Source organism: Streptomyces griseobrunneus (genome assembly GCF_046713465.1).
Taxonomy (GTDB): Bacteria; Actinomycetota; Actinomycetes; order Streptomycetales; family Streptomycetaceae; genus Streptomyces; species Streptomyces microflavus.
This window is the reverse complement of the sequence record NZ_CP177080.1, coordinates 659,649-683,522: the sequence shown is the minus strand read 5'-3', so window position 1 is coordinate 683,522 and position 23,874 is coordinate 659,649. Positions and strand designations below refer to the sequence as shown.

The 23,874-nt window shown below is 69.0% G+C and carries 15 protein-coding genes and 1 pseudogene; 11 read left to right on the top strand and 5 right to left on the bottom strand.

The features are described 5' to 3' along the window. Positions 1–160 precede the first annotated feature (160 nt). From ACK8N7_RS03280 to ACK8N7_RS03260, 5 genes are all read left to right on the top strand, one after another. On the top strand, positions 161–1,192 hold the full coding sequence (locus tag ACK8N7_RS03280) for a LacI family DNA-binding transcriptional regulator (protein ID WP_352242310.1): 1,032 nt from the start codon (positions 161–163) through the stop codon (positions 1,190–1,192). A gap of 141 nt (positions 1,193–1,333) precedes the next feature. Further along, positions 1,334–3,010 carry a ribulokinase gene (gene araB, locus ACK8N7_RS03275; RefSeq protein WP_500440812.1) on the top strand — a complete coding sequence of 559 codons (1,677 nt, stop codon included), beginning with the start codon at positions 1,334–1,336 and terminating at the stop codon, positions 3,008–3,010. Further along, positions 3,010–3,672: an L-ribulose-5-phosphate 4-epimerase gene (locus tag ACK8N7_RS03270; RefSeq protein ID WP_500440810.1), complete on the top strand. Its 663-nt coding sequence runs from the start codon at positions 3,010–3,012 to the stop codon at positions 3,670–3,672. Before araB ends, ACK8N7_RS03270 begins: the two co-directional genes overlap by 1 nt. 19 nt (positions 3,673–3,691) lie before the next feature. Continuing rightward, complete coding sequence (araA, locus tag ACK8N7_RS03265; protein WP_500440808.1) at positions 3,692–5,182, top strand: L-arabinose isomerase; 1,491 nt, start codon at positions 3,692–3,694, stop codon at positions 5,180–5,182. A 1,361-nt stretch (positions 5,183–6,543) separates the two neighbouring features. After that, entirely contained in the window at positions 6,544–7,074 is a 531-nt protein-coding gene (locus ACK8N7_RS03260; RefSeq protein WP_500440806.1) for an alpha/beta fold hydrolase, read from the top strand. Here ACK8N7_RS03260 and ACK8N7_RS03255 read toward each other — a convergent pair. Then, positions 7,069–7,449 (bottom strand): annotated as a pseudogene (locus tag ACK8N7_RS03255) (transposase); the annotation flags it as partial. The gene ACK8N7_RS03260 and the pseudogene ACK8N7_RS03255 sit on opposite strands and share 6 nt — an antisense overlap. 140 nt (positions 7,450–7,589) lie before the next feature. After that, positions 7,590–8,984 carry a family 43 glycosylhydrolase gene (locus ACK8N7_RS03250; RefSeq protein ID WP_500445670.1) on the bottom strand — a complete coding sequence of 465 codons (1,395 nt, stop codon included), beginning with the start codon at positions 8,982–8,984 and terminating at the stop codon, positions 7,590–7,592. A gap of 1,010 nt (positions 8,985–9,994) precedes the next feature. Between ACK8N7_RS03250 and ACK8N7_RS03245 the strand changes: the two genes are divergently transcribed. The 3 genes from ACK8N7_RS03245 (at position 9,995) to ACK8N7_RS03235 (ending at position 13,049) form a co-directional block, all read left to right on the top strand. Beyond that, positions 9,995–11,440 carry an AbfB domain-containing protein gene (locus ACK8N7_RS03245; RefSeq protein ID WP_500440804.1) on the top strand — a complete coding sequence of 482 codons (1,446 nt, stop codon included), beginning with the start codon at positions 9,995–9,997 and terminating at the stop codon, positions 11,438–11,440. A 212-nt stretch (positions 11,441–11,652) separates the two neighbouring features. Then, on the top strand, positions 11,653–12,099 hold the full coding sequence (locus tag ACK8N7_RS03240) for a family 43 glycosylhydrolase (RefSeq protein ID WP_500440802.1): 447 nt from the start codon (positions 11,653–11,655) through the stop codon (positions 12,097–12,099). Then, positions 12,096–13,049 (top strand): RICIN domain-containing protein, encoded by a 954-nt coding sequence (locus tag ACK8N7_RS03235; protein WP_500440800.1) that lies wholly within the window; start codon positions 12,096–12,098, stop codon positions 13,047–13,049. The genes ACK8N7_RS03240 and ACK8N7_RS03235 overlap by 4 nt, the downstream gene beginning before the upstream one ends. 165 nt (positions 13,050–13,214) lie before the next feature. Here the strand turns inward: ACK8N7_RS03235 and tal are convergent, their stop codons facing one another. Both tal and tkt read right to left on the bottom strand, forming a co-directional pair. Further along, positions 13,215–14,348 (bottom strand): transaldolase, encoded by a 1,134-nt coding sequence (gene tal / locus ACK8N7_RS03230; protein WP_500440798.1) that lies wholly within the window; start codon positions 14,346–14,348, stop codon positions 13,215–13,217. A gap of 34 nt (positions 14,349–14,382) precedes the next feature. Beyond that, on the bottom strand, positions 14,383–16,485 hold the full coding sequence (tkt, locus tag ACK8N7_RS03225; protein WP_500440796.1) for a transketolase: 2,103 nt from the start codon (positions 16,483–16,485) through the stop codon (positions 14,383–14,385). 1,299 nt (positions 16,486–17,784) lie between these two features. Between tkt and chvE the strand changes: the two genes are divergently transcribed. Genes chvE through mmsB form a run of 3 tightly spaced genes read left to right on the top strand, consistent with a single transcriptional unit; the run spans position 17,785 to position 21,769 of the window. Then, the gene (gene chvE, locus ACK8N7_RS03220; RefSeq protein ID WP_500440794.1) at positions 17,785–18,894 is read left to right on the top strand and encodes a multiple monosaccharide ABC transporter substrate-binding protein; all 1,110 of its coding nucleotides are present in this window, start codon (positions 17,785–17,787) and stop codon (positions 18,892–18,894) included. A gap of 56 nt (positions 18,895–18,950) precedes the next feature. Continuing rightward, on the top strand, positions 18,951–20,525 hold the full coding sequence (gene mmsA, locus ACK8N7_RS03215; RefSeq protein WP_500445669.1) for a multiple monosaccharide ABC transporter ATP-binding protein: 1,575 nt from the start codon (positions 18,951–18,953) through the stop codon (positions 20,523–20,525). Continuing rightward, on the top strand, positions 20,522–21,769 hold the full coding sequence (gene mmsB / locus ACK8N7_RS03210) for a multiple monosaccharide ABC transporter permease (RefSeq protein ID WP_500440792.1): 1,248 nt from the start codon (positions 20,522–20,524) through the stop codon (positions 21,767–21,769). Before mmsA ends, mmsB begins: the two co-directional genes overlap by 4 nt. 74 nt (positions 21,770–21,843) lie before the next feature. Here the strand turns inward: mmsB and ACK8N7_RS03205 are convergent, their stop codons facing one another. Continuing rightward, positions 21,844–22,926 carry an aldose epimerase family protein gene (locus ACK8N7_RS03205; protein WP_500440790.1) on the bottom strand — a complete coding sequence of 361 codons (1,083 nt, stop codon included), beginning with the start codon at positions 22,924–22,926 and terminating at the stop codon, positions 21,844–21,846. Between the last annotated feature and the right edge of the window lie 948 nt (positions 22,927–23,874).

Genomic DNA, 23,874 nt, shown 5'->3' with positions numbered 1-23,874 from the left:
CCTGATGTTCACGAGGCTCGGGGCGTTCCGCGCCCGGATCGCGGCGGACGCGGGGAGGGTGCGCTGGCTGTCGGCCCCCTAGCCTGGTTAAGGTTCAGGTGCCGCGTTCCTGCGTGGTCCCTCACAGGTGTCGGGCAGGCAGAAACGGCGGAGTCAGGAGATGCAGGTGGAGGACACCGCGGCGGCTGCCCGGGTACGCGAGCCGGCGATGACGGATGTGGCGCGGCTTGCCGGGGTCTCCCACCAGACGGTCTCCCGCGTCCTCAACGGGCATCCCAATGTCCGGGAGCAGACGCGGCTGAGAGTGCGTGCCGCCATCACCGAGCTGGGGTACCGGCCCAACCGTGCCGCACGCACCCTGGTGACCGGCCGGTCCCAACAGATCGGCGTGGTGGCGCAGAACTCGACCCTGTACGGGCCCACCTCCATGCTGGCCGCCTTCGAGCTGGCCGCCGCGGCCCAGGGCTTCGCGGTGAGCGTGCGGCGGGTGCGCGTCCTCGACCGCTCCTCCATCGCCGCGGCGGTGGAGCACCACCGCGACCAGCGGGTCGCCGGCATCGTGGTCATCGCCCCCACCGCCTCCGCCGACGAGGCGCTGGCGGAGATCCCGGCCGATGTTCCCCTGGTCGCCGTCGACGGGGACCCCGGCCGGGGCGGAGCCCTGGTCACGGTCGACCAGGAGGCGGGCGCCTTCGCCGCCACCCGGCACCTGCTGGAGGCGGGGCACCAGACCGTGTGGCACATCTCGGGCCCGTCCGACTGGTTCGACGCCGCGGGCCGGGCACGCGGGTGGCGGCGTGCTCTGCAAGAGGCCGGCGCCGAGATCCCGCCCGTCAGTTCCGCGGACTGGAGTGCGTCCTCCGGCTATCGCGCGGGCCAGATGCTGGCCCGTATGCCGGATGTGACCGCGGTGTTCGCGGCCAATGACCACCTTGCCCTCGGAGCCATCCGTGCCATGGCCGAGCGGGGCCGTCGCGTCCCTCGCGATGTGAGCATCGTCGGATTCGACGACGTACCCGAGGCCGAGTTCTTCTCGCCCCCGCTGACCACGGTGCGCCCCGACTTCGACGGGGTGGCCACCGAGACTCTCAGCCTTCTGCTGGCCCGGATCGAGGGCGAGTCGGGGCCCTCGCTGCGCACGCTCAACCCCACGCTCATCCCGCGGGAGAGCGTCGCGGCTCCGCGCGACTGAGCCAAGCCCTCAGTCGATCTTCCTGATTCCAGCCTGAGCACGCTCACATGCCAAGACATTCCTGTCGGCGCATGTCTTGACGCGCAGATTGTTAGCGATAACACTTCGGGTGTCCTTCTGCGAACGATCAAAGGTGGCTTCATGGCCGACGAACCTGACTCCCTCGTAGTCGGTGTCGACTACGGCACGCTGTCCGGACGCGCCGTAGTGGTGCGGGTCCAGGACGGGGCCGAGCTGGGCACGGGTGTCCATGCCTACCGTCACGGCGTCATCGACCGGTCGCTTCCCGCGACGGGCCAGAGCTTGCCGCCGGACTGGGCACTGCAGGTTCCCGAGGACTATCTCGACGTTCTGCGGATCGCCGTACCGGCCGCGATCGCGGACGCCGGGGTCGATCCAGCCCGGGTGATCGGGATCGGGACCGACTTCACCGCCTGCACGATGGTGCCGACCACCGGGGACGGAACCCCGCTGTGCGACCTGCCCGAACTCGCCGGGGATCCGCACGCGTACGTCAAGCTCTGGCGCCACCACGCCGCCCAGCCGCAGGCCGACCGGATCAACGCCCTGGCGCGGGAGCGCGGGGAGAAGTGGCTGCCGAGGTACGGAGGACTGATCTCCTCGGAGTGGGAGTTCGCCAAGGCGCTGCAGTTGCTGGAGGAGGCGCCCGAGGTGTACTCGGCCATGGAGCGGTGGGTGGAGGCCGCCGACTGGATCGCCTGGCGACTCACCGGGGTGTACGTACGCAACGCCTGCAGCGCCGGTTACAAGGGGATCCACCAGGACGGCGAGTACCCCGCCGCGGACTTCCTCGCCGAACTGAACCCGGCCTTCGCCGACTTCGTGACCGAGAAGCTGGACCAGCCCATCGGCCGGCTCGGCGACCGGGCCGGCGGTCTGAGCGCCGAGGCCGCGGCCTGGACCGGACTGCCGCAGGGCATCGCGGTCGCCGTCGGAAACGTCGACGCGCACGTCACCGCACCGGCGGCCGGTGCCGTGGAGCCCGGTCAACTGGTCGCGATCATGGGCACCTCCACCTGCCACGTCCTCAACGGCGACACCCTGCGCGAGGTCCCCGGCATGTGCGGCGTGGTCGACGGCGGCATCGTCGACGGGCTGTGGGGCTACGAGGCCGGACAGAGCGGCGTGGGGGACATCTTCGCCTGGTACATCGAGCACCAGGTCCCCGAGAGCTGCCACGTACAGGCCCGGGAACGCGGCCTCTCCGTCCATGAACTGCTCACCGAACTAGCGGCGAACCAGCAGGTCGGTGAGCACGGACTGATCGCCCTCGACTGGCACAGCGGCAACCGCTCGGTGCTCGTCGACCACGAACTGTCCGGGATGGTTCTGGGGCAGACCCTCTCCACCCGGCCCGAGGACGTCTACCGCGCACTGCTCGAAGCCACCGCGTTCGGCACGCGCACGATCGTGGAGACCTTCACCGCCGCGGGCGTACCCGTCGATGAGGTCATCATCGCCGGCGGCCTGGTGCGCAACCCGTTCCTGATGCAGCTCTACTCCGACATCCTCGGCATGCCGCTGTCGATCATCCGCTCCACCCAGGGGCCGGCCCTCGGTTCGGCGCTCCACGCGGCCGTGGCCGCGGGCGCGCACCTCGACGTCCGGGCCGCCGCCACCGCCATGGGCTCGGTCGACCGGGCCGTCTACCGACCGCGCTCCGAGGAAGCCGCCGCCTACGACCGGCTCTTCGCCGAGTACACCGCCCTGCACGACCACTTCGGCCGGGGCGGCAACGACGTCATGCGCAGACTGCGCGCCATGCGCCGCTCCGCCATCGAATCGAAGGAGAAGTGATGGACGCCGCCGACAGCGTGAGGAACCTCCGCCAGACCGTCGCTGGCCTGCATCGCGAACTGACGCGATACGGGCTGGTGATCTGGACCGCCGGAAACGTCTCGGCCCGCGTTCCGGGGGAGGACCTCATGGTCATCAAGCCCTCCGGCGTGTCCTACGACGACCTCAGCGCGGACTCCATGGTCGTGACCGACCTCCACGGCAACCTGGTCGAGGGCGACCTGGCGCCGTCCTCGGACACCGCCGCCCACGCGTACGTCTACCGGCACATGCCCGAGGTCGGCGGCGTGGTTCACACCCACTCGCCGTACGCCACCGCCTGGGCCGCGCGCGGCGAACCCATCCCGTGCGTCCTGACCATGATCGCCGACGAGTTCGGCGGCGAGGTCCCGGTCGGCCCCTTCGCGCTGATCGGCGACGACTCCATCGGGCGCGGCATCGTGGACACCCTCCGCGACAGCCGCTCGCCCGCCGTCCTCATGCGCAGCCATGGCCCCTTCACCGTCGGCCGCGACGCGCGTGCGGCGGTGAAGGCGGCCGTCATGGTCGAGGACGTGGCCCGCACCGTCCATTACGCCCACCAGCTCGGTGCCCCGGACGCCATCGACGCGGCCGCCGTGGACCGGCTCTACGAGCGCTACCAGAACGTCTACGGCCAGTGAGCCCACGAGGGGAAGACCGATGAACACCACAACCAAGCCGCAGATCTGGTTCCTGACGGGAAGCCAGCACCTCTACGGTGCCGAGACCCTGAACCAGGTCGCGGAGCAGTCGGCCAGGATCCAGGAGATGCTGGCCGATTCCGGGCGGATCGGCGCCGACATCGTGGGGAAGCCGGTCCTGACCGAGGCCTCCGCCATCAGGCGGACACTGGAGGCCGCCAACACCGACCCGAACTGTGTCGGGGTGGTCGCGTGGATGCACACCTTCTCTCCCGCGAAGATGTGGATCTCCGGGCTCGACGCGTTGCGCAAGCCGCTGCTGCACCTGCACACCCAGCTCAACCGGGAACTGCCGTGGTCGTCCATCGACATGGACTTCATGAACCTCAACCAGGCCGCCCACGGCGACCGGGAGTTCGGCTACATACAGACCCGCATCGGGGTGGCCCGCAAGACCGTGGTGGGCCATGTGTCCGATCCGGAGGTCGTCAGGCGGGTCGACGACTGGGTCCGGGCGGCCATCGGCTTCCACCGCATGCGCAACCTTCGTCTGGCGCGCTTCGGCGACAACATGCGCGACGTGGCCGTGACCGAGGGCGACAAGGTGGAGGCGGAGCTCCGGTTCGGCGTCAGCGTCAACACCTACGGCGTCAACGACCTCGTCGATCTCGTCGACGCGGTGACCGCCGACGAGATCGACAAGCTCGTCGGCGAGTACTCCGAACTCTACCGACTGGCACCGGAGTTGCTGCGGGGCGGCGATCGCCACTCGTCGCTGCGCGATGCGGCCGCCATCGAGGCCGGTCTGCGGCGGTTCCTGGAGCAGGGCGGCTTCGGCGCCTTCACCACCAACTTTGAGGACCTCGGCGGACTGCGCCAGCTTCCCGGCCTGGCCGTCCAGCGCCTCATGGCCGACGGCTACGGCTTCGGCGGCGAGGGCGACTGGAAGACCTCCGCACTGCTCGCCGCCGCGAAGTCCATGGGACCGCGGGCTTCGTTCATGGAGGACTACACCTACCACTTCGGGCCCGGCACGCCCAAGACCCTCGGTGCCCACATGCTCGAAGTCTGCCCCTCGATCGCTGACGCCCGGCCGTCCTGCGAGATCCACCCCCTGTCGATCGGACGGCGTGAGGACCCGGTGCGCCTGGTGTTCGACGCCGCCGCCGGTCCCGCCACGGTGATCGGTCTGGCCGACATGGGCGACCGCTTCCGGCTCGTCGCCAACGACATCGATGTCGTCCTGCCGGACGAGCCGCTGCCGTGCCTGCCGGTGGCGCGGGCGGTGTGGGAGCCGCGCCCTTCGTTGTCCACATCGGCTGAGTGCTGGCTGATGGCCGGCGGCCCGCACCACACGGTCCTCACCACGGTGGGGTCGGACGTACTGCGTGACTTCGCGCAGATGGCCGGCACCGAGCTGGTGATGATCGACGACACCACGACGGCCCATGACTTCGAGGACCGTCTCCGCTGGAACCAGGCGTACCACCGGCTCGCCCAGCGGATGTGACCCGGGCCGAGGCGTGACGCGGCCCTCCCGCAGGAGGGGTGCCCCGCCCGGCCGGTCAGCCCGAGGTGCCCGCCGACGAGAGCCGCGGCGTCCACACCGAAGGCTGTTCCACCCGGCCTGCCCGCGCGCCGGGCGGATCGGTCGCCGCAGCACCGAGCGGGGTACACGGCGGGGGCGCGCTGTACCAAACGGGCCCCGCCGGCGCGGACGGCGACCCGGCCCCCGTGGATGCGGCCGGGTCGCTGTCCGCGCACGACAGCCACGTGGGCGGGCCGCTTCTGTGGCCCGCCCACGTGGCTGTCCTGCGGGGAACCCCACGACCGCCGCGCGCCGCTGAGGACCAACGCCCCGGACGGCATCCGGCTCCTGCGCCGGCAGCCGCGCCGCTGCCGCCGGACGGCTGCGCCTCGCCCCCCGAGGCGCCCGAGCTGGTTTCTGGAAGACCTGGAGACCTGGGAGCGGATCGCAAGCGGGCCGTCCGTGGTTCGACGGCCGGGATCCCTCCGGCCCGTGGCCCGGCTGTACGCCCGCGGCAGCCCTTTTCCGTGCCCGTCCGGCGCGGGCCTCCTTGAGGTTCTGTGGTGCCCTTTCGGCCGCTCGATGGCACACTCCAGGACGGCGATCTTCTGGCGCTCGCCCGCCACCGTCACCGATGGCCTCGACGCACCGCCCGAGCCGCCGATCGTCCAGGACGGCCACTGCCTCCCGGACGTTCTCTGTTCTCGCCGGAGCGGGCCACCGGGTGCTCCGAACCCCCGTAGCTGGACAAGGAGCTTCGGGGCCGGCTGGACGACAGGAGCCACTGGGAGACGATCGGCCCCGCGCACGAAAACGCGTGCGCCTACGATCCGGGCGGGCTCTACCCGGACAACCTCTCCACCGCCCCCGGCCGGGAAGACCGGCGGCCGGCCCGCTGGAGCGCCAGTGGCCCCGTTGACCGCTTCTGCCTCGAGTGCGGCACCGAGGCGGGTCCGGCTCCTCACCATCGCCTCCCCGAAATGGGACGGCGGCAGCGGGGCCTGGGTCGCCGCGCAGGAACGGACGACCCCGGCCCCGCCTCCGGTGGGCACCCCGGGCGGCAACTCCACCTTGATCGACATCGCCGCCGGCAACAGCCTGCGACTCCAGGTGTGCCCGGCACCCCCGACCCTCCCCGCATCGCGCTGCTCCCGTGAGCCACTACGTAAGTCCTCCGCGCCACCGTGCACGGCGGCCAGCGGCTTTCCGCTCCTACGGGGGGTCCGAAGGATGGGTCTGGAAGGTCGATGAAGATCTTGGTGAGGGGCTGTCTGTGGGGTGACCGATGAGTTTCACGGGCCGCTACGGTCTACCCCGCAGTGATCATGACCAAAGGTGATGCGATGAGCTACGCAGAGGTCAACGGCCTGTCCATGGGTGGGGGCGTCGCACTGCGGGTCGCGATTCAGCACCCGCAGGTGGTGCGGCGGCTCATGGTCGTCTCCATGCCCTGCCGGCGGGACGGCTGGTACCAGGAAGTCGTCGCGACGATGGACCAGATGAGTGCCCAGGCCGCCGACACGATGAAGCAGTCCCCGGTCTACGGGGCCTACTCCCGGCTCGCGCCCAGGCCCCAGGACTGGTCCGTGCTGGTCGGCAAGACGGCCGAGCTGTTGCAGCGGGACTACGACTGGAGTGCCGATATTTCCGCGGTCACCGCGCCGACCCTGCTGGTTTTCGGTGACGCCGATGCCGTTCGTCCCGCGCACATGGTGGAGTTCTTCGCTCTGCTCGGCGGCGGGCTGAAGGATGCCGGGTTCGACGGTTCGGGCCGCTCCAGCGGCCAGTTGGCCGTCCTGCCCGATGCCAGCCACTACGACATCCTGACCCACCCCCACCTGGCGGCCATCCTCATGCCGTTTCTGGATTCATGACCTGAGCCGGACGAGCAGCGCGGCGGCGGTGACAGTGCCGAGATAGACGTAACCGCGCTTGTCATGACGGGTTGCCACGGCCCTGAACTGCTTCAACTTGTTGATCGCCCGTTCGGCTGAGTTACGCCCTCGATAGCGGGCCTTGTCGAAGCCCGCGGGCCGCCCGCCACATGAACCACGCTTGCGGCGGGCGGCCTTGTGATCACTCTTTTCCGGGATCACGTGCCGGATCTCGCGACGCCGCAGATACCCGCGGATCACGCGGTTGCCGTACGCCTTGTCCGCCGCGACACTGTCCGGCAGCCGCCGTGGACGCCCAGACCCCGGCCGCGGGATCCGGAGCTTGTCCACGACCGACTCGAACTGCGTGCAGTCCGCTGCCGGTGGTCCCGCCACCGCCCACAGCGATTGTTGCTCCTCGGCGACAGCGGCTCCAGCACCGCCCACTCGCCGTCCGTGAGGTCCCCCTGTTGAGCATGACCACAACAGCGATCGGCTGATCGAAGAGACACTGCCTAAGTGGTGGAGTAGGTGGCGTCGGCCCGGTCCAGCGCCGAGTTCACCGGCTGCAACTGCAGAAGGCTGTCGTAGTGCCGCAGGTAGCGGCCCGGGTAGTTGAACGACTCGAAGGAGAGACCGGCCGACGCGTCGGCCAGACCCGGCCTGCGGTGGTAGGAGGCGTCACCGGAGAACAGAGAGGATCCGTCGTTCCTCTCCAGCCAGACCTCGAATCCCTTGTGGCGCAGGTAGTGGCCGGGGAAGTTCGCCGACTCCAGGGAGACCGTGCCGTTGCCGGCCAGTCCGCTGACGATGCGGAACTGCGAGTCGGCGAGGTCGGTGACGTTCGCCTCCACCCGGGCGCGGAGGCCTGAGTGGCGGATGTACCGGTCGGGGAAGTTGAACGAGGAGAAGCGGACGGGGGTGGGGCCTTCGGCGACGGGTATGCCGAAGTTGGGAGTGCCGTCGCTGTTCCAGTACAGCTTCTGCATCCGGGTCTGCCGGTTGGGGTCGTTCAACGGGTCGCCGTTGATGTCCCGGTAGGTGCGGGAGTGGTAGACCATGATGTCCGACGCACCGTCCTCGGAGACGGTGAAGGAGTTGTGGCCCGGACCGTACTGGCTCGTCGCCGTGTTGCTGGTGAAGACGGGCGTGGGTTTCTTGGACCAGGAGGCGGGGTTCAGCAGATCGGCGGTCCGGTCGGCCGTCAGGAGTCCCAGGCAGTAGTTGCTGTCGGTCGCACTGGCGGAGAAGGTCATGAAGACCTTGTCGCCCTTGCTGATGAAAGCTGGCCCCTCATTGACCCGGTGGCCTCTGGTCTCCCACGCGTGGGTGGGGGAGGCGATGCGGGCCGGGCGGCCGCTGATGGTCCAGGGGTTGGACATCCGGGCGATGTAGATGCCCGTGCCGTCGCCGACGGCGGGATCGGCCTGTGCCCAGCTCAGGTAGCGGGTGCCGTTGTGCACGAAGGTGGTGGCGTCCAGGGAGAACGTGTTCAGCGGCAGACTGATCCTCCCCTTCTCGCTCCAGGCGCCGGTGAGCGGATTGGCGGCACTCGACTCCAGGACGTACGGACGGATCGCCCAGGGGTCGTCGGCGGGGGCCGCCGCGAAGTAGACGTACCACTTGCCGTCGATGAAGTGGATCTCCGGGGCCCAGATGTGCGCGCCCATGTCACCGGTGGCGTGTTTGGTCCAGATCGTTGTCTCGGGGGCGGTCGACAGCCCCTGAAGTGTGGTGGCCCGGCGCAGGATGATGCGGTCGTAGGCGGGAACGGTCGCGGTGTAGTAGTAGAAGCCGTCCGTGTGCTTGTGGATGTGCGGATCGGCGCGTTGCTGGGCGATCGGATTCACGAACGTCGCCGCCGGGGTGGGCGGAGCTGCGGAGGCGGGGGCGGGTATTCCGATCGACAACACGGCCAGGACGGCCGACGCGGTGAGCAGGCCGCGACTTCTGAGCCTCACGGGAATCTCCTTCGTCGATGATGCGAGGACGGCAGCGGACCGGTGTCCAGCGTTCGCTCCGGGCGGGAGAAGCGCGGGCGTGGCGGCCAGGTCTGCGCACGGGAAAGCGGAGGGCGCCGGGGAAGGCTGTGCCCACGAGCCGTGCGCCCGCCCGCTCGGCGGTCGGCCCGGCAGCGGCTCTTGCAGGACGACGCGGTCACGAAGGGTCTTTTCTGGACGACAGGGCTCCTCCCGAGAACGAGTAGGGCGGGTACGTGGTGGATCGGCCCGGCCATCACCGACGAGCGGTCGAAGGAGGCCTCGAGCGGTGTGAACGTTAACAGCGCTTGTTCGTCGGCTCAATCCCTCGGAAACGACTCCTCGCGTCGGCCGTACTCCGCCGCGGACGGATCCCGTTCGCCGGGCTTTCCCCTGGTCGGCTCGTCGCACGTGTAAACATCGCGAAACATTGACGCCGGCCACGTAGGCGACGAGGCGGCGTGATGGAGGAGGCTGGTTCCGCGGCCCGCCTGTTCAGGTGTCGACGGAAGTGAACTACCGGCCAACACGCGAGTGTTATCGGTAACAGAAGGGGTTGTCGGTGGCGGACGTGTGAGCTACGTTACGTGCTGCTCACCGCCGTCGGTCCGGCGTTCGTACCCACCGCAGGAAAGCCGCTCACGAGGGGCGTTCGCGGTTGACCACATCGGGCCGGTCAGGGAAACCGTCGCTGCCGGGCGACGGACACTGAGCGCCTACTCGGCGGACGCGAGAACGAAGGGCCCGGGTCGGCGGAGCCCGAAAGCACCGCTGCTCCACTGCGTCATGCCGCGCACACGCATGACCTCTTCGCCCTGCTGCCTCATCGCACTCACCGCATCGCAGACGGAACCGACGTTCCTGATCTTCCTTCGGAAAGCAGGCATGGGCATCCCCGCCTTCCCCGTGCCCTCCCGCCCCCACACGCGAAGGGATACCTCATGAGAAGACCTCATCGGAGACGGCTCGCCCGCTGGCTCGTCGCGGCTTCGCTCGCCGCCGCCGTGGTCGCCGTGCCCGCACATGCGACCCAGCCCACCGACGCGTCCCAGCCCAACGACGCGGCGAGCAACGCCACTGTGGCCGCCGACGATGCGGGCTACGTCATGGGCTACTTCAAGGAGTCCCTCAACGGATCGGGCGACGTGAACGCCCTCCACCTGGCCCTGAGCACCGATGGCCTGGAGTGGACACCGCTCAACGACAACCAGGCGGTGCTCACACCCACGGCCGGTACCAAAGGCCTCCGCGATCCCTTCCTGTACCGGCTCAACGACGGTACCTGGGTGGCCGTGGCGACGGACATTCCCAGAGGGGGCGATTTCGCCGCGCCCAATCCGAACATCCACGTCTGGACCTCCCCGGACCTGGTGAACTGGTCCGCCGACCGGTTGCTCAACGTCAACCGGACCAATCCGAACTCCTACAGCTGGGCGCCTGCCGTTCACTGGGACCGGAGCCGGCAGGCGTACGGGATCACCTACTCGACGGTCCCCGAGGGCAGCAGGTACTCGGTCATCGCGGTCGCGTACACCACCGACTTCCGCACCACCACCGCGCCCACGACGTTCTTCGACGGCGGCCCGGCGGGCGTCATCGACTCGCATGTCGTGACCGACGTCAACGGCATGAACTACCTGTACTACAAGGACCACGCGACCGGCGGCCTGGTCGGCGCCCGGTCGGCGTCGTCGGACCCGGGCAGCTTCAGGCGCTACGGCGGCACTCTCGCCGAGAACCCGTGCACCGAGGCCCCGACCGTGGTCAAGTCCCTGACGTCCGGCACGTGGCAGGTCTGGGGCGACACCTTCTGCCCGAACGCGAGGTTCGATGTCTGGGAGGGAGACCTGGCGTCCGCTTCCTGGACGAAGCTCGACCGCAGCCGGTACACCGCGCCGTTGAACGCGAAGCACAACACGATCCAGACCGTGACCGCCGCGGAGTACGACCGGCTGCTGCGGACGTACGGCGGCACGGAGGGAAAGCGGCTGAAGTCGTACAACTTCCCGGGCCACTTCATCCGGCACGTCAACTTCGACGCCGGGATCGCCGAACAGCCGTCGGAGCCCCACCTGGACTCCGTATGGCGTCTGACGCCGGGGCTGGCCGACGCCGACGGCGTTTCGTTCGAGTCCGTGAGCTTCCCCGGTCACTACCTGCGGCACCAGGGATTCGAGGTCAAGCTTCTCCGCGACGATGGAACGGCACAGTTCGCGCAGGACGCCACGTTCCGTCGTGAGCCGGGTCTGGCGGACCCGAACTGGTCGTCCTTCCGCTCCCTCAACCACCCCGCACGCCATCTCCGGCACGCGGGCTTCGCCCTGCGCATCGATGAGGCGGTGAGCGCCGGCGACCGTGCCGACGCGACCTTCCGCGTCGGGTACTGACCTTTCACCGATCCGCGAGGGGCCACCCCCCAGGGCCGCTGCTCGCGTGTGGTGTGCGCGAGGAACGCCCCGGTGCCCGCCCCTGACCGCTCTCCAGCTCCTTTTGCCCCTCACCCAGCACGACCGACGCCCCAGGAGGCACGGTGTCATTCGCTCGACAACGAACATCGACAGGACGACTTCTCCTGTTCGCGGTGGCTCTCGTCACCACCATGAGCATCAACCTCATCGGATCCCCCCGGGCCGAGGCGGCGCCCGGCCCCTCCTTCACCAATCCTGCGGTCGGCGCGCCGAACAGCGCCGACCCGACCTTGGTGTACCACGAGGGCTTCTACTACTACGTCGCCACCACGTGGTCGTCCGACATCGTCATGCGCCGGTCGCCGACGCTGGCCGGTCTGCGCGACGCCCCGGAGCGGCTGGTCTTCCGCACCAGCGGGACCGCTATGTGGGCGCCGCACCTGGAGATGGTCGGTGACCGCTGGTACCTGTACTACTCGATCGAGCAGAGCGGCGGGCCCCGCAGGACACACGTCCTGGAGAGCTCCGGGCGTGACCCGCTGGGGCCGTACACCGACCGCGGCATCATCGACCTCATGCCCGACAACGGCTGGGCCATCGACGCGAGCCTGCTGAGCTCAACGGCAGCCTCTACATGACGTTCTCCGCCTTCGCCCCGCAGGACAACCTGCAGTCGATCTACATCGCGCCCATGGTGAACCCGTGGACCGCCGGCGCGACCGGGACGCGGATCTCGGCCCCGACCCTGGCCTGGGAGCGGCAGGACGGAGCGGTCAACGAGGGGTCGTTCGCCCTACAGCGTGACGGGCGTACCTTCCTCACGTACTCGGCCAGCCACTGCAACGGCCCCAACTACAAGCTGGGCATGCTGGAGTACCGGGGCGGCAGCCCTCTCGCCGCCGCGTCGTGGACCAAGCACGCCGAACCCATATTCCAGCGCGACGACGCCGCAGGCGTCTTCGGGCCGGGGCACCACTCGTTCTTCTCCTCTCCCGACGGCAGCGAGACCTGGATCGCCTACCACGCGAACTCCTCGGCCGCGCAGGGCTGCGGGACGTCGCGCACGACCCGCGTGCAGAAGATCTCCTGGAAGGCGGACGGAACACCCGATCTCGGTACCCCGGTGTCCACCTCGACCGTCGTCCAGGGGCCGTCCGGCGAGGCGGGCGCCGCCGCACCGGTCGCCCTCCGCAACAGGCACAGCCGCCTGTGCCTGGACGACCGTGACTGGGCGACCGCGCCCGGGTCGGCCGTACAGCAGTGGACCTGCAACGGAACTGCGGTACAGGACTGGGCCGTGACGCCGGTGAGCAGCGGCTACCACCAGGTCCGTAACCGGCACAGTGGTCTGTGCCTGGACAACTACAACTGGGGGACCGAGCCGGGTGCCGAGGTCCGGCAGTGGACCTGCAACGGAAACAACGCTCAGCAGTGGCGCGTCAGTGCGGTGGGGGAGGGCTTCTCCACTCTCAGCAACCGGCACAGTGGTCTGTGCCTGGACAACTACAACTGGGGGACCGAGCCGGGTGCCGAGGTCCGGCAGTGGGCCTGCAACGGAAACAACGCTCAGCAGTGGAGCATCGGCTGATCATCGGCCTCCGGGCGGGAGCGCCCACGCCCCTTCGGCTGCGCCGTACGCCGTACGCCGTACGCCGTACGCCGCATGAGCCGCACCCGATGGTTGCCATCAGCCCGGCAGCCATCGGGTGCGGTCATCGACGAGGGGCGCCGCGGAGTGGGCCGGCTCCGCGTCCTACATCTGACGTGCCGGAGCTTCCGAGGGGGCGAGGCGCGAGAGCTCCGCCTCGGTCGACTTGAGCAGGTCGTTCCAGGACGCCTCGAACTTCTCGACGCCCTCGTCCTCCAGCACCTGTACGACGTCGTCGTACGAGATGCCGAGCTTCTTGATGGCGTCCAGGTCGGCGCGCGCCTGGTCGTAGCCGCCGGCGACGGTGTTGCCGGTGATCTCGCCGTGGTCGGCCACGGCCTCCAGGGTCGCCTCCGGCATGGTGTTCACCGTGTTGGGGGCGACCAGGTCGTCGACGTACAGGGTGTCCTTGAGTGACGGGTCCTTGACGCCGGTCGAGGCCCACAGCGGACGCTGCTTGTTGGCCTGCGCCTTGTCCAGGGGGGCCCAGCGGTCGCCCGCGAAGACCTCCTCGTACGCCTCGTAGGCCAGCCGGGCGTTGGCCAGGGCGGACTTGCCCTTGGCGGCCTTGGCCTCGTCGGAGCCGATGGCGTCCAGACGCTTGTCGATCTCGGTGTCCACACGGGACACGAAGAAGGAAGCGACCGAGTGGATCTTGGAGAGGTCCAGGCCCGCGGCCTTCGCCTTCTCCAGGCCCGCCAGGTAGGCGTCCATGACCGCGCGGTAGCGCTCCAGCGAGAAGATCAGCGTCACGTTGACGCTGATGCCCCGGCCGATGGTCTCGGTGATCGCCGGGAGACCGGCCTCGGTCGCCGGGATCTTGATGAGCGTGTTCGGCCGGTCCACCAGCCAGGCAAGCTGCTTGGCCTCGGCGACGGTGGCCGTGGTGTTGTGCGCCAGGCGCGGGTCGACCTCGATGGAGACCCGGCCGTCCTGGCCGCCGGTCGCGTCGAAGACCGGACGCAGGATGTCGGCGGCGTCGCGGACGTCCGCCGTCGTGATCATGCGGAGCGCTTCCTCGACGGTGACCCTGCGGGCGGCGAGGTCGGTGAGCTGCTGCTCGTAGCCGTCGCCCGAGGAGATCGCCTTCTGGAAGATCGACGGGTTGGTGGTGACGCCGACGACATGGCTCTGGTCGATCAGCTCGGCCAGGTTGCCCGAGGTGATCCGCTTGCGCGACAGGTCGTCGAGCCAGATCGCCACGCCCGCCTCGGAGAGGCGCTTGAGTGCGTCTGTCATGGGTTGCATCTCCTACTAGTCGTATACACCGGCGTCAGCGTGTGGCGGCGGCGAGAGATTCCCGCGCGGCGGCGGCCACGTTCTCGGCGGTGAAGCCGAACTCGCGGAAGAGGACCTTCGCGTCGGCCGAGGCACCGAAGTGCTCCAGCGAGACGATCCGGCCGGCGTCCCCGACGTACCGGTACCAGGTCAGGCCGATGCCCGCCTCGACGGCGACCCGCGCCTTCACCGACGGCGGGAGCACGCTTTCCTTGTAACCCTGGTCCTGCTCCTCGAACCACTCGACGGACGGCATCGAGACCACCCGGGTCGGCACACCGGCCGCCTGGAGCTGCTCGCGCGCCTCGACGGCGACATGGACCTCGGAGCCGGTCGCGATGAGCAGCACCTGCGGCTCCGTGTTCTGCCCGGAGGGCCCCTCGGCCTCGAACAGGACGTAACCGCCCTTGGCCGCGTTCTCGTTCGCCTCGTACGTCGGCACGCCCTGCCGGGTCAGTGCCAGACCGTGCGGGGCGCCCTTGCCGAACACCTTGGTGTGGCGGCGCAGGATCTCGCGCCAGGCGATGGAGGTCTCGTTGGCGTCGGCCGGGCGCACGATGTTCAGGCCCGGGATGGCGCGCAGCGCGGCCAGGTGCTCGACCGGCTGGTGGGTCGGGCCGTCCTCGCCGAGGCCGATCGAGTCGTGCGTCCACACGTACGTCACCGGCAGGTGCATCAGCGCGGAGAGCCGCACGGCGTTGCGCATGTAGTCGGAGAACACCAGGAAGGTGCCGCCGTAGACGCGGGTGTTGCCGTGCAGCGCGATGCCGTTCATCGCGGCGGCCATCGCGTGCTCACGGATCCCGAAGTGGATCGTGCGGCCGTACGGGTCGGCCTCCGGCAGCGGGTTGCCCACCGGCAGGAACGAGGAGTTCTTGTCGATGGTGGTGTTGTTCGAACCGGCGAGGTCGGCGGAGCCGCCCCAGAGCTCGGGAACGATCTCGCCCAGCGCCTGGAGCACCTTGCCGGACGCGGCACGGGTCGCCAGGCCCTTGCCGGCCTCGAAGACCGGGAGCTTCTCCTCCCAGCCCGCGGGCAGCTCGCCCGCGGCGATCCGGTCGAAGTCGGCGGCGCGCTCCGGGTTGGCGGTGCGCCACGCGGCGAACGCCTTGTCCCACTCGGCACGCGCCTCGCGGCCGCGGTCCAGGGCCTCACGGGTGTGGCCGATGACCGCGTCGGAGACCTCGAAGGTCTGCTCCGGGTCGAAGCCGAGGACCCGCTTGGTGGCCGCGATCTCGTCGTCGCCGAGCGCCGAGCCGTGCGCGGCCTCGGTGTTCTGGGCGTTCGGGGCGGGCCAGGCGATGATCGAGCGGGCCGCGATGAACGAGGGGCGCTCCGTCTCGGCCTTGGCCGCCTGCAGCGCCGCGTACAGACCCGCCGGGTCCAGGTCACCGCTCGGCAGCTGCTCGACGCGCTGGACGTGCCAGCCGTACGCCTCGTACCGCTTCAGGGTGTCCTCGGAGACCGCGGTCTCCGTGTCGCCCTCGATGGAGATGTGGTTGTCGTCCCAGAGCAGGACCAGGTTGCCCAGCTTCTGGTGCCCGGCCAGCGAGGACGCCTCGGCCGAGATGCCCTCCTGGAGGCAGCCGTCACCGGCGATGACCCAGACCGTGTGGTCGAACGGGGAGGTGCCGGGGGCCGCCTCGGGGTCGAAGAGGCCGCGCTCGTAGCGGGCGGCCATCGCCATGCCCACCGCGTTGGCGACACCCTGGCCCAGCGGGCCGGTCGTCGTCTCGACACCGGTGGTGTGGCCGTACTCCGGGTGGCCCGGCGTCTTCGAGCCCCAGGTCCGGAACGCCTTCAGGTCGTCCAGCTCCAGGCCGTAACCGGCGAGGTAGAGCTGGATGTACAGGGTCAGGCTGGAGTGGCCCGCCGAGAGGACGAAGCGGTCGCGGCCGGTCCACTCCGCGTCCGCCGGGTCGTGCCGCATGACTTTCTGGAACAGGGTGTACGCGGCGGGAGCCAGGCTCATCGCCGTGCCCGGGTGGCCGTTTCCGACTTTCTGTACGGCGTCCGCGGCGAGGACGCGGGCGGTGTCCACGGCCCGCTGGTCCAAATCGGTCCACTGGAGGTCTGTGGTGGTCGGCTTGATGCTCACCCTGAGTCAGGGCTCCTTTCAACAGGTCAGGTGACGGGGTGCCAGGTGCGGTGCTGTCGGCGTGTGAGGCCTTCTCGGAGCCCGAGAGCTCGAGAGCTCGATGGGTCGTTCGGTGTGTGGTCGGTGGCGACGTCGTAGACCACCGTCGCGGCACTGATTGTTAACGCTCACAACTGTTTGGGCAAGAGCACCCCGCACTTTGGTCGGTCTTTGGGTCCTGCCGGTCCTCACGCGATGTGACACCGTACGTTGCTCGGGGTCGGCCGGTCGACGGACGTTCCGTGCGCATTGTGTGCTTGTCAACGGCTTCGCGGTGAACGGCTCTGCGGGGACTCGGCCCCCGACCCGCCCGGGGCGGCGTGTGCCGAAGCCTGCCCTCCTCGCGCGACGCCGCGACGCCGCGACAGCAGTCGTGTGGCGTTCGTTCTCGCCGTAGGGGAAGCGAGTCTTCCGGTCGGCGGACAGGCAGGTGTCCACGCGCCGAAGCGGCGGCCGGCCGGCGCTTCCGGGGCTGGAGAATCAGATGCCTTCCGGCTCGCGGACGAGAGCGAGGGGATGACGAGTCCGGAGGCCGGTAGTCGCCCCCGGGTCGCTAGAACGCCAGGGCGGGGGAGGGGCGTCCGGTTTCCGAGGAGTGCCCGCAGGTGGCTGGAAGCATTTTCCGCGTCTGCACCGGCGGAAGTCACTCGTTGCCGGAGGGGTCACTCGTAGAAGAAGACTCCCGGCGGGATCGGCTACGACGGCCTCCGCGACGGCTGCGGCGAGGGCTGCCGCGCAACCGCCGAGCGCCTGTGTGTCCCGGTGCTGTGAACGTAACCCGTTCGGAGGTCCGCGGGTTCGCGCCTCCGGCGCGGGTTGACGCCCGACATCGTGGTCCGCTCGGGGGCGCCCATGGGTCGACCGGTCGTCATGCTGCTGCCGGCCGGAGCGGCCCGGTGATGGGGTCGGTGCCGCCCGGTGTCCTCGCGGGGCGCGTCACCGGCGCGCGTACGGTACAGGCGCGTCGGTTGGTGCTGTTCCGGGGGCGCGGTCCGGTGGCGGGCCGCCGTGGCGTGGGCGGACTCTGCCGGATGCCCCACTTTTGCCCCGTTCTTCGTGCCCACGGCCGTGCATCGTTGCGAGAAAAAGCCTGGCCCCTCTTGTCCTGCGGTGATGCGAGCGCTAACAATCAAGCTCGACCGAGGCTGTCGAACCTCGACCGCCTCCCGGACGACGCCCGGGTGGTGCGAGGACACATGCTGCCGCCGAAGCCCTTCGGGACAGAAGCACCCTCAACGACGAGATTGCCAGGTAATGCCCATGACGAACTTCCGAGCCGCATCCATCCTCATCGCCGCGACCACCAGTTGCGCCCTGCTCCTCACGGCCTGCGGACAGAACAGCGAGGGAGGAAGTCAGGAGTCGAAGAACAAGAAGGACCTCACCATCGGGATCTCCATGCCCACCAAGTCCTCCGAACGGTGGATCGCCGACGGTGGCAACATGACCGCGAGCCTGAAGAAGAGCGGCTTCCACACCAGCCTGCAGTACGGGGAGGACGACCCCGACCAGCAGGTGGCCCAGATCGAGAACATGATCACTCAAGGTGTCGACGCCCTGGTCGTGGCGGCCATCAACGGTGAGGCGCTGTCCAACGTCCTGCAACAGGCGGCGGACGCCGATATCCCGGTGATCTCCTACGACCGGCTCATCCTGGGATCCCCGCACGTCGCCTACTACGCCTCGTTCGACAACAAGAAGGTCGGCAAGCTCCAAGCCGACTACATCGTCGAGAAGCTGGGCCTGAAGGACGGCACGAAGAAGGGCCCCTTCAACATCGAGCTGTTCGCCGGCTCGAACGACGACAACAACACCAAGTACTTCTTCAACGGCGCCATGGAGGTGCTGAAGCCCTATCTCGACAAGAAGCAGCTTGTCGTACGCTCCCAGCAGACCCGGCTCGCCCAGGTCACCACGTTGCGCTGGGACGGAGGCACGGCACAGAAGCGCATGGACGACCTGTTGACCTCTGCCTATTCCACGGCCCGGGTCGACGCGGTGCTGTCCCCTTACGACGGCATCTCGATCGGCATCCTGTCCGCCCTGAAATCCGACGACTACGGAAGTTCGGCCAAGCCGTTGCCGATCGTCACCGGCCAGGACGCCGAGGTCGCCTCCGTGAAGTCGATCATCGCGAATCAGCAGACCCAGACCGTCTACAAGGACACCCGCGCACTGGCGCAGGTCGCCGCGAACATGGTGACCGCCGTCCTCGACGGCAAGAAGCCCGAGATCAATGACGACAGCACCTACGACAACGGCAAGAAGGTGGTTCCGGCCTACCTGCTCGACCCGATCAGCGTCGACAAGGCGAACTACCGGAAGGCGCTGGTCGACTCCGGCTACATCAAGGCCGAGGAGCTCCGTTGAGCTCCTCTGCCTCCGCCTCCGCCTCGCACACGCCTCCGGCCGGCCCCGTGCTGGAGATGCGGGCCATCGTCAAGACCTTCCCCGGTGTCAGGGCTCTGTCGGAAGTGACCCTGTCCGTGAGGCGCGGCGAGGTTCACGCTCTGTGCGGAGAGAACGGCGCCGGAAAGTCGACGCTGATGAAGGTCCTGTCCGGTGTGCATCCGCACGGGACCTACGAGGGCGAGGTCCTCTTCGACGGTGAACCGTGCCGCTTCAAGGACATCAGGGCCAGTGAGCGGCACGGCATCGTCATCATCCATCAGGAACTCGCACTCGTCCCCTACCTGTCCATCGCGGAGAACATCTTCCTCGGTAACGAGCCGTCGCGACGAGGAATCATCGACTGGCACGAAGCACTGAGGCGCGCCGCCGAGCTGCTGCGGCGCGTCGGTCTCGACGAACACCCCGAGACCCGGGTGGCCGACATCGGCGTCGGCAAGCAGCAGCTTGTGGAGATCGCGAAGGCGCTGGCGAAGAACGTCCGGCTGCTGATCCTCGACGAACCCACCGCCGCCCTCAACGACGAGGACAGCGCGAAACTGCTGCGGCTGATGCGGGAACTGAAAGACCAGGGCATCACCTCCATCATCATTTCGCACAAGCTCAATGAGATCGCGCAGATCGCCGACTCCGTCACCATCCTGCGTGACGGACGTTCCATCGAGACCTTGGACGTCAGGGACCCGGCCACCACCGAGGACCGCATCATCCGCGGCATGGTGGGGCGGAACCTGGACAGTCGTTTCCCCGACCGCACCCCGTACCAGGGCCCGGCCGACGTCGACCCGGTCCTGGAGATCCGGGACTGGACCGTACGCCACCCCCTGGACCACAGCCGCAAGGTCGTCGACAGGGTCTCGCTCCAGGTCCGCCGCGGCGAGATCGTCGGCGTCGCAGGACTCATGGGCGCCGGCCGGACGGAACTCGCGATGAGCGTCTTCGGCCGCTCCTACGGCCGCTACGAGCAGGGGACCGTCCTCAAGGACGGTCGAGTGGTGCGTACCCGCACGGTTCCCGAAGCGGTTGCCAACGGCATCGCGTACGTCACCGAGGACCGCAAGCACTACGGCCTCAACCTGGAGGACTCCGTGAGCCGGAACATCTCGCTCGCGTCTCTCCGAACGCTCGCCCGGCGGGGCATCGTCGACGCCCACGAGGAACGCAGAGTCGCCGAACGGTACCGGCGGACCATGGGCATCAAGGCTCCGAACGTCCTCGAACCGGTCGGCCGGCTTTCCGGCGGCAACCAGCAGAAGGTCGTTCTCAGCAAGTGGATCCTTGCCGGACCCGACGTACTCGTCCTCGACGAGCCCACCCGCGGCGTCGACGTGGGGGCCAAGTTCGAGATCTACACCGTGATCGACCGGCTCGCCGCCGAGGGCAAGGCCATCCTCCTCATCTCCTCCGAGCTGCCCGAACTGCTCGGCATGTGCGACCGGGTCTACACCATGGCCGCCGGCCGGCTGACCGGCGAAGTCACCCGCGAGGACGCCACCCAGGAAGTGCTGATGCGGCACATGACGCAGGACGTTCCCGCACCGTCGGCAGTCGGCGCAGGCACCGCCACCCCCAACGAAGGACATCAGGAATGAGCACGCCCGCCACCACGAAAACGACTGCTCCGGCGCCCCCGGGGGACGGCGCTGCCCGGCCCGGCGGGGCGCATGTGGCTCGTGCGCTTCTGGACGGCGTCCGGCGGAACATGCGCCAGTACGGAATGCTCCTCGCGCTCGGCCTGATCGTGCTTCTGTTCCAGGTCTGGACGGGAGGAGACCTCCTGCTGCCCCGCAACGTCTCCAACCTGGTGCTCCAGAACAGCTACATCCTCATCCTGGCCATCGGCATGATGATGGTCATCATCTCCGGGCACATCGACCTGTCAGTAGGCTCGCTGATGGCCCTGGTGGGTGGCGTGGGAGCCGTGCTCATGGTCGAGCACCACCTCTCCTGGCCCGTCGCGGTGATCCTCGCCCTCCTGCTGGGGGCCGTCGCGGGCGCGCTCCAAGGGTTCTTCATCGCGTACGTGGGCATACCGTCGTTCATCGTGACGCTCGCCGGCATGCTTCTGTTCCGGGGGCTCACGGAGATTTTCCTCCAGGGCCAGACACTCGGCCCGTTCCCGGAGGGACTGCAGAAGATCGCCAACGGTTTCCTGCCGGAAGCAGGGCCGCAGACCAACTACCACAACCTGACCCTCCTCCTCGGCCTGGGACTGATCGCCTTCGTCGTGTTCCAGGAGGTGCGGGACCGCCGACGCCAGCGGGAGTTCGCACTGGAGTCGCTCCCCACCAGCCTCTTCGCGCTGAAGGTGACGGCATTGGCCGCCGCCGTACTGGTCACGACCCTGTTGCTCGCCAGCTACAAGGGCGCGCCTGTCGTACTCCTGATCCTGGCCGTGCTGCTGGTCGGCTTCGGCTACGTGATGCGCAACGCGGTGATCGGCCGCCACGTGTACGCGGTGGGCGGAAACCTGCCCGCCGCGAAGCTGTCCGGGGTCAAGGACAAGAAGGTGACCTTCGCGGTGTTCCTCAACATGGGAATGCTCGCGGCGCTCGCCGGGCTCGTGTTCGCGGCCCGCTTCAACGCGGCCTCGCCCAAGGCGGGCGTGAACTTCGAACTGGAGGCCATCGCCGCCGCGTTCATCGGCGGGGCGTCGATGAGCGGCGGCGTGGGAACCGTGGCCGGCGCCATCATCGGCGGCCTGGTCCTCGGCGTGCTCAACAACGGCATGAACCTGGTCGGGGTGGGCACCGACTGGCAACAGGTCATCAAGGGCCTCGTGCTGCTCGCGGCGGTCGGATTCGACGTGTGGAACAGGCGCAGAGCGGGCGTCTGAAACCACCCCCGAGGTGGCTGTGCCCGCCGGACTGTCACCGGCGGGCACAGCCATCTCGGCATGTCCCCGCGCGGTCAGCCGCGGACACCGAAACGCAGGACCGTCGTCGACCGGTACTCATCGCCGGGCCGGAGCACCGTGGACGGGTCGCCGGGGCGGTTCGGGGAGTCGGGGAAGTGCTGGGTCTCCAAAACGATTCCGGCACCCGCCCGGTAGGGCGCACCGCTCTTGCCGACCACGGTTCCGTCGAACTGTCCGGCCGTGTAGACCTGCAGGCCGGGCTCGGTGGTGAACACCTCCATGCACCGGCCGGTGGCCGGTGCACGGAGGACGGCTGCCCGGCGCAGCGTGCCGTCGCCGTCCGGGGCCAGTACGAAGTTGTGGTCGTACCCCCCGCCCGCTGCCATGGGCCGACGTTCGGCGCGGGCCAGTGCCTCGGAGAGCCTGAGTGGCCGTCGGAGGTCGAACGCGGAGCCGGAGACGGGGAGATGCTCCCCGTACGGAAGGAGGTCTCCGTCGACCGGTGTGTAGTGGGAGGCGTCGACGGTCAGCTCGTGATCGAAAATGGCACCGGCACCCTCGCCTTCGAGGTTGAAGTAGGTGTGGTTGGTGAGGTTGACCGGCGTGGCGGCGTCGGTGACAGCTGCGTAGGTGAGGGTGAGTTCGTCGTTCCGGCCTATGAGGCAGCTGACGGTGACGTCCAGGTTCCCCGGAAAGCCCTGATCGCCGTCAGGGCTGCGGAGGTGCAGGAGCACACCGGTCCGCTCCGGAGTGTGCACGCTTTCGGCTTCCCAGATCCGGGTGTCGAATCCGTCGGTTCCGCCGTGCAGGGAATGGCCGTTCTCCTGCGTGGTCAGCTGGTACGGCGTGCCGTCCAGGGTGAACCGGCCGTGGGCGATGCGGTTGGCGTAGCGCCCCACCGTGGCGCCGAAGTACCGGGCGGCGCCGGTCGACTCGCCCGGTTCGCGGGGAGCGAGAACGACATCGGCCGTACGGCCGTGCCGGTCCGGCACCCACAGACCGTGGATGCGGGCGCCATGGGTGTGCACTTCCGCCGAGAGCCCCTCGGCGAAGCCGAAGGTCCAGCGTTGCCCGGCCGCCGGGTCGGGGTGACAGACCGGAGGGCCTCCGGTGAAAGGGGACGAAGACGGGTTCATGGGGCTCCTTAGCCACAGCGGGACGCAGCCGGAATGGGGCGGGAGGTGTCGGCGTGCCCGCTCCGACGGCGGTAGGGGATCAGAGGTCTGTCGAGAGCCTCGGCGTGCTGGGGCCGACGTGACGGTTCCGCTCGGCCGAGCGGAATGTGCCTGAGAAACAACCGGTCCGTCTCACCCCGGCTTCGGTTGAACGACGACGCCTTCGGCGGCGGGCCGGCGGTCGGGTGATCGGCGCAGCTGCCGCTCGCGGACAGGGACAGGAGAGCCTCCGTGTGGGCGCGAAGAGGCGACGACGGACCATGCCGACCCCGAGTACCTGCTACATATGTGTTAACGATAACAAGATGGGGTGTCGACTCGCCAGTGCCCTTGCGGCGCCAAGCGCGCGAGGTCGGGGATCGTCTCCTCGTGCGCCGCCCTGATTCGCCGTTGCGCACCTGGAGGCCGGCGTCACGGAAGGAGTCGTAAGGGACGGCGGCTCCTCGGCGGTGGGTCGTGGGGGCGGCGAGCGGACGTCCCGCGAGGGCTCGGAAATTCCTGGTGGGGTGGAAGGGGTTTGGGGTCAAGTGGGGGCATTTGCGTTAACAGGGCGCCGCGCAGTTCCGCGGTCGGTCCTTGTGGATCGTGCAAGGGTCTTGAGCTCACAGCTAGTTAGCGTTCACAATTCTGGGCGGGTAGTCGTGTGACGCCTTTGCCCGGCAATGTATGAGTCGGCCGGTTGCCTCGACCTTCTCCGCGAAGGGCGCCTCCCTCTGGAAGTGGTGATGGCCCAGTGCGTGATACGCGCCTCGAACGGCGGCCGAAGCACGCAGCCCCGAGGCCGTGCCGCGAGTCCGTCCGGTCATCCGCTTCCGGCGGTGCGGAACTGCTCCCGGTCGGAAGTGGATGAGGCCGCCGTGGCAGGTCGGCCCAGCGGCGCGGGCGTACGACGACACCTTTGTCCGCCCA

Bases quoted from the DNA above. Each gene is read 5' to 3' on its own strand.
- ACK8N7_RS03270 (WP_500440810.1), top strand. From the start codon at position 3,010: ATGGACGCCGCCGACAGCGTGAGGAACCTCCGCCAGACCGTCGCTGGC.
- ACK8N7_RS03235 (WP_500440800.1), top strand. From the start codon at position 12,096: ATGACGTTCTCCGCCTTCGCCCCGCAGGACAACCTGCAGTCGATCTAC.
- mmsB (WP_500440792.1), top strand. From the start codon at position 20,522: ATGAGCACGCCCGCCACCACGAAAACGACTGCTCCGGCGCCCCCGGGG.
- ACK8N7_RS03245 (WP_500440804.1), top strand. From the start codon at position 9,995: ATGAGAAGACCTCATCGGAGACGGCTCGCCCGCTGGCTCGTCGCGGCT.
- mmsA (WP_500445669.1), top strand. From the start codon at position 18,951: ATGCGGGCCATCGTCAAGACCTTCCCCGGTGTCAGGGCTCTGTCGGAA.
- ACK8N7_RS03260 (WP_500440806.1), top strand. From the start codon at position 6,544: ATGAGCTACGCAGAGGTCAACGGCCTGTCCATGGGTGGGGGCGTCGCA.
- araA (WP_500440808.1), top strand. From the start codon at position 3,692: ATGAACACCACAACCAAGCCGCAGATCTGGTTCCTGACGGGAAGCCAG.
- ACK8N7_RS03280 (WP_352242310.1), top strand. From the start codon at position 161: ATGCAGGTGGAGGACACCGCGGCGGCTGCCCGGGTACGCGAGCCGGCG.
- ACK8N7_RS03240 (WP_500440802.1), top strand. From the start codon at position 11,653: ATGAGCATCAACCTCATCGGATCCCCCCGGGCCGAGGCGGCGCCCGGC.
- chvE (WP_500440794.1), top strand. From the start codon at position 17,785: ATGACGAACTTCCGAGCCGCATCCATCCTCATCGCCGCGACCACCAGT.
- araB (WP_500440812.1), top strand. From the start codon at position 1,334: ATGGCCGACGAACCTGACTCCCTCGTAGTCGGTGTCGACTACGGCACG.
- ACK8N7_RS03205 (WP_500440790.1), bottom strand. From the start codon at position 22,926: ATGAACCCGTCTTCGTCCCCTTTCACCGGAGGCCCTCCGGTCTGTCAC.
- tal (WP_500440798.1), bottom strand. From the start codon at position 14,348: ATGACAGACGCACTCAAGCGCCTCTCCGAGGCGGGCGTGGCGATCTGG.